The organism is Nostoc sp. 'Peltigera membranacea cyanobiont' 232, assembly GCF_002245985.1.
In the GTDB taxonomy this organism is placed as follows: domain Bacteria; phylum Cyanobacteriota; class Cyanobacteriia; order Cyanobacteriales; family Nostocaceae; genus Nostoc.
The window spans coordinates 61,629-67,731 of sequence record NZ_NOLK01000040.1 but is presented as its reverse complement, the minus strand read 5'-3'; the positions used below and the strand labels follow the sequence as shown (position 1 = coordinate 67,731).

Annotated in this window: 4 protein-coding genes; 1 reads left to right on the top strand and 3 read right to left on the bottom strand. The window is 42.0% G+C overall.

Annotated features, from left to right (window positions below; all coding sequences use genetic code 11):
- Window positions 1–83 precede the first annotated feature (83 nt).
- Entirely contained in the window at window positions 84–980 is an 897-nt protein-coding gene (locus CDG79_RS15810; RefSeq protein ID WP_094342939.1) for a thiopeptide-type bacteriocin biosynthesis protein, read from the bottom strand.
- 153 nt (window positions 981–1,133) lie between these two features.
- Between CDG79_RS15810 and CDG79_RS15805 the strand changes: the two genes are divergently transcribed.
- Window positions 1,134–2,150, top strand: a complete 1,017-nt coding sequence (locus tag CDG79_RS15805) for a cupin-like domain-containing protein (RefSeq protein ID WP_094342938.1) — start codon at window positions 1,134–1,136, stop codon at window positions 2,148–2,150.
- Window positions 2,151–2,310: 160 nt separating this feature from the next.
- On the opposite strand, the gene CDG79_RS15800 is transcribed toward CDG79_RS15805, so the two are convergent.
- Window positions 2,311–4,494, bottom strand: coding sequence for an NHLP family bacteriocin export ABC transporter peptidase/permease/ATPase subunit (locus CDG79_RS15800; RefSeq protein WP_094342942.1), 2,184 nt, complete (start codon window positions 4,492–4,494; stop codon window positions 2,311–2,313).
- A 114-nt stretch (window positions 4,495–4,608) separates the two neighbouring features.
- Window positions 4,609–6,051 carry an NHLP bacteriocin system secretion protein gene (locus CDG79_RS15795; protein WP_094342937.1) on the bottom strand — a complete coding sequence of 481 codons (1,443 nt, stop codon included), beginning with the start codon at window positions 6,049–6,051 and terminating at the stop codon, window positions 4,609–4,611.
- Window positions 6,052–6,103: the final 52 nt, after the last annotated feature.

Below are 6,103 nucleotides of genomic sequence, written 5' to 3'. Positions count from 1 at the left end.
CTCTGCCCCTCTGCCCCTCTGCCCCTCTGCCCCTCTGCATTTCAAACTTGTGAGAAATGCGGGTAAGCCCCATGTCTCAACTGCTAAGATTCTAAACCAGAAAAAGCTGCAAAATCACACACCTTGAATGGGCTAGTCCTAATTTCATCCTTTTGCTCAAGAATTCGGATTATAGCTTCAATTAATTTCCCTGAACGATGCCAGTCAAACCCGTGGCGGTGAAAATTGAACATCGCTACTGCGGCAAGTATATCAGCCAGATCCTGTGTCAATTGACCAAGATGCTGAAGATTAACTAATTCCTTTGCAAGCATATCGTTTGCTGTTGCATATTTTTGTAACACATCAGCTTCTTGTCCTGCTAGGGTTCGAGACTCAGACAAAGTTTTGAGAGAAAGTAGTTCAACTGTTGGAATTGTGGCTTCAGGAGGTGTAGGAATCAAAGCCCTTAAACTTTGCCAAGCTGCCAGAATAGATACTCGATCTGACAAAGCACAGCTAAAAAGATCGTGCAGCACAGTTGACAGAAGTAAGTCTTTGGGGATAACACTAAGTTTATGTCGATCGAGATAGTCAAGTATAAGCCATATTGAAGTGTCCGCGTCGAAGTGCTGATGAACGAATTTCATAGCTTCAAGCCCACCAAATCGATCGCTTTCAGGCTCATAGTCACTAAAGAAGAATAGATTAATAAAATTCTCACGCTCAAGAATATACATGAGTTCAGAGATTTGAGCGATCGCTTGTTGTCGATCCACTCTTGTAAAAAAGCGCACCCGAACATCTGGCGGTTTTCTCATAAAAAAGAAACAGCGCAACAAGTCGTTACTCCGCCAGTCAGTAACCAAAGGTTCGAGCCGAGCAAAGAGGGCGCGGGCGCTCGGTAATGCCTCCTCCTGATGCCTTACGAGTCCCACGTTGAGTTGCACCCAATCCCCGTTTTCCCAGTTCTGACTACTAAATTGTCGATCGTGAATCATTTAGGACTATTATGGCTGCTTTAATTTGTCTGAAATATTTAGATTAGTCTGTAAGCTGTTCGTAACTTTGCCAATGTTAAATCAAGAAAACAAAGGTTGACAATATAAATTGGCTTAAAGCAGCATTACGGCATATTAGCAACTAAAAGTAACATGATTCTCGACAACATCGACCGGATCGAAGCACCTCCAGCAGATGTGTTTTACCAAGAGTATATTCTGCCGCAGCGCCCAGCGATCATCACTAATATGTTTGACAATTCATCACTGCGTCAGATGGATACCCTTGAAAAGGTAAGAACAGGGTTGACTGACATCCCAGTTCAAATCTCTCCAAATTACATCGCTAATCTGCTAGATTCGACATCAGGCGATGTTCCCCGCATGATGAACTTGGGTGTATATCTTGATTTCCTGCAAGCACAACCCACAACTCTTGATATTTGTGTTGAGTATCCTACACCCCAAAAATTGCTTGAGTTCTTGCCCCTGAATTTATACCAAAATTTAAGTCATGAGAGCGATTTATACTCGAACATGTTTGTCGCTGCCAGCAATAACTACGCTCATTTGCACTATGATGCCGATCAGCGTAATGTCTTGTTGTTTCAAGTTTTTGGTACAAAACGATTTGTATTGATTCATCCGCGTGAAACTCAAAAGTTAGATGCCATCGATCGCGCTAATCTATGTCGTACAAGTGGCATCTTCTTGGAAAATATGTCAGAAGCCGAGAAAACAGATTTTCTCCGATATACCAATGCATTTGATGCGGTACTTTACCCTGGCGAAACTATTTTTATGCCAATGATGATCTGGCATTATATTGAATATTTGGAACCAGCGATGTCAATTGCTTATCGTTTAGGACGCAACCCTTATAATCGTCGATTGGCTAATCTGTTTCCAGCCCCCTCGGTTGATGTTCAATCCTTGTCGCTGTTGCTGCAAGATGAGACAGAAGCACGATCGCATCATCTGGAATGGTTGAATAAATTAGAGGCTGTAAGCCATTCCTTGGCGGGTAGTGAAAGCGATCGCAGGGACACTTTAAACTACCTATCTTTAAGAATTCGCGGGCAATATCTGGGTCTTGAGCCTATCAAGAATATTCGGGAGTTGAGAAGACGTGAAGCGATGTTGAACAAGTCTCTGGGAGGGAAAGTATAACTTAATTCATAATCTTAAGAGGTTATTTTCAGGAACTGCGATCGCAAATACAGCAGATTTTAAGTTGGTGGAGTATGCAAACTAAGTCTCAAAGCCAAGCATAAAGCCTGTTTCACTTCTGAATCCTGAATTCTGACTTCTGAATTCTACTGTATCATTACTAAACACTAGCCTGCTCTGACCGAATTAACCGTGCATAAGAACCATCAAGCTGGGACATTTCTTTGTGGTTGCCTCGTTGCACTACTTTACCCTTTTCTAAAACGATGATTTCATCACAGTCGCGGATGGTACTGAGGCGGTGAGCCACAATAATACAAGAACAGCCTCGATGGCGCAGATTTCGGTCAATAATTTTTTCCGTCTCTGCATCTAGGGCGCTGGTTGCTTCGTCCATAATCAGAATTGTCGGATCGTTGACTAATGCACGAGCAATTTCTAAACGCTGGCGCTGTCCTCCACTGAAATTAGCAGCACCCTCAAGTAAGTTGCCTTCATACCCCCCAGGTAAAGCTAAAATGACTTCATGAATGGCAGCATCTTTGCAAGCTCGCACTAATTGAGAATTTGACACTGTATTATCCCACAAGGTCAAGTTATCTCGAACAGTGCCAGCAAACAGAAAAATTTCCTGTTCCATCATTGCCAGAGAATTAGAAAGTATCGCCTTAGTAATTTGCTCTCTGGGCATACCATCAAAGAGAATTTCTCCCGACCAAGGTTGATACAGTCCCGCTACTAATTTGGCAACTGTTGATTTACCAGAACCACTACTACCAACTAAGGCTACTCGCTGTCCTGGTTTTAGTTGAAAACTCAGGTCTTGAATTAGAGGCCCATCTGTTCGTGAGTAACCAAATGTCACATTTTTTAATTCTACATATCCCTTAAGTTCGCAGGATGAAGCATTTTGTAAGGGTTTGGCTGTTGAGGTATGTAAATTATTATGACTGTCCAATTCTGGATCGGTTGCATTTTGTAACACATCATCCAGCCGATTTAAGTCTCCTTCTAGTTCCTGTAAGGTGCTGCCGAAATTAACCAGAGAGTTGACTGGAGTCAAAAAGCTAGTCATTAAACTTTGGAAAGCAACCAACATCCCGATGCTGAGATGCCCATCCATGACTCGTAGACCCCCAATAACTAAAACTAATAGGGAACTTAAACTAGTCAATAAAATAGGTAAAACGCCTAGTACTTGATTAGTGATGCCTAATTCCTGCTGACCATTGATAAATTTTGTGTAGTAACCCGACCAACGGGAGAAAAAATCAGATTCCAACGCTGATGCTTTCAGGGTTTCCATACTTTGAAGGGCAGCAATTTCTGTACCTGCAACTTTGCCTCTATCTTGGATGATTCGCATATAAATATCTGTACGCTGCCGGGAAATCCACTGCAATGTCAATATATTAATCGCCGCAAAACAGATACCGATCGCAGTCAGTATGCCATCATAAGTAAACATAACTATGGCGTAAAATACTACCATCACGGTATCAATTACAGTCCTAGCCAATTGCCCCGATAATACTTCCGCAACTTTAGTATTGATATTGATTCGACTGCTAATTTCTCCGGCAAATCTTTGGGAATAAAATGATACTGGCAAGCGCAGAATATGGTGGATAAATTGCCCGGACATTTCCACCGACAACTTAATATTTAGCTTTCTCAGAAACCGTCTTTGTAGTAATGTCAACAACACTTGAAGAATCGCAGTGATTGTCATTCCCAAAATCAATGGACGCAACCAATCTGTACGATTTTCTACCAGAACATTATCGACAAAAATCTGATTAAAAACTGGTAAAACTAACCCTGGAATGACTAGAAAAAATCCTGCCAGAAAACAATAGAGAATGGCTCCCCAAGAACCCCGCAAACGGTCAATAAGTGCGCCTATTAAGCTAGGTTTGCGACCCCCACGTTGGAATTCCGGGCCTGGTTCCATCACCAGGACAACCCCTGTATAGGCTTCATCAAATTCTTTGAAGGAGACTCGCCTCGGCCCCGTACCTGGGTCGTTGAGATAAACCCAATCTTTTTTAAATCCTTCTACTACTAAGAAATGATTAAAATTCCAGAAAACAATGTATGGCAGACGAAGTTCTTGTAATTGTGCCAACTGCTTTTTAAAACCTTTGGCTTGCATACCGTAATTTCTTGCAGCTTTGATCATGTTTGAGGCTTTGCTACCATCACGAGAAACCCCACAATTTTGTCGCAATTCTGCTAAAGGCACAATTTTGCGATGGTAGGCCAAAATAATCCCGAAAGCTGCGGCTCCACACTCTACTGCTTCCATTTGCAATAGGGTGGGAGTTTTGACGCGGGAAGGCATCTTAATTTGTGCTGTTTCTAGGTCTGATAATGGGGCTTTTTTACGTAAGGGATTGAGGTTTTGAATTGAGGAAATTAATTGCTGAATCAATTGCACAAGACTATTTTTAAAATTTTAGTTAATGCCAGTAAATTCTCGTAGAATGGGCAAGACATAAGTAATTGGTGCCTGCTCTGCTACTTTAACCCGGACACTGGTAGTTGTCCCGGTAGAAATGTTTAATTTTGGGCCTTGTGATGAAGACCAGCGATAACCGCTAAAGGTAGATGGAGCTATTTCCATTTCTGCTCGCACTTCAATGTCTCCACCGCCAGTTGACAAGATGTTGGTTACTAAATCAGAATTGCCAATTACAGACTTTGCACCTTCTTTAGTCACAGGTAAGGGGGAAACGGAGGCAACTTTACCGACAATGCCGCCAAAGCGTTCTCTTTTCACGGACGTGGGGGTGATTTGCATCATCATTCCTGGTTGAATCTGCTTACCATCTTGGACATTAAAGTAGGAGACGGCAATTAGTGGGGTGTTTTTGTCGCCGATGTTCAGGGTGACAAGGGGAGTTTTGGGACTAGTAACTTGTCCCAAAAAACCAGTTACTTCTAATACACAGCCATTACTAGGGCTAACAATCTGACTATTGTCTAATATTTGTTTTTCTAATTGAGCGATCGCTCGATTAACTTCTTGAATTTGATTAATTTTTGTATTGAGATTTTCGGCGTTTTCTTGCTCAGTCCGTTGGCTCTTAGTATCTAAATCTTTTAATTGCGCTTGCAGTTCGCTTACAGAACTTAAATTTTGTAAGTATCTCTGCTGTGCTTCTGTTTCTTGTACATCTAACTGTTTGAGCTGCGCTCTGAGATCGTATAGAGTCTGCATTCCCTGTGTATATTCTTGCTCTGCTTGTAGATATGTATCTTTAGAAATAGCTCCCGCATCTGCGAGTTGCTGGCGCTTCTGCAATCTATCTTTCAGTATAGGTATGATCGCTACAGCATCATTGAGCCGTTGCTGTAAACTAATGCGCTGTTCGCGGATGGCATTTAAGCCTTTTTCATAAAACGCAGGTGTGAGAGTCTGAGTATCCCGCAAACGCTGAAGATAATTAACTCTAGAAGATGCGATCGCTTCTTTTTCCTTAGCAGTACGTTGTCGCTGAAGCAACGATGAATTTTGTTGTTGTGTTTGTAATTGCCCTAGTTTTGAGCGTTGCAGTTGCAATTGCTGCTTAAGATCCGTCGGATCGATCGTTGCTAGGACATATCCTCGATCTATACATTGTCCTGTTTTGACATTCAGACTTTTTAACTGTCCTGAAATTGGCGACTCAAAAGTGACAACTTGATTCGGTTGAATCAGAATTCCCTTTCCTGTTACTGTCACAGGAATACGTCCAAAAATACTCCAAATTAACCCCAGTAATACAAAACTACCCAGCGTCGCCAAAGGTAGCCAATCTAAAGGGTTGACTACCTGCATTAACTGATCCAATCTTTCTGGAGAAGATAAACGATCCAGTGATTCTTTGCGAAATATACTATCTTGATTTTCAGCCATTCATTTGTTAATTCGTAATACTTCTCTACGAGAGGCTGCGCCAACGACTGCG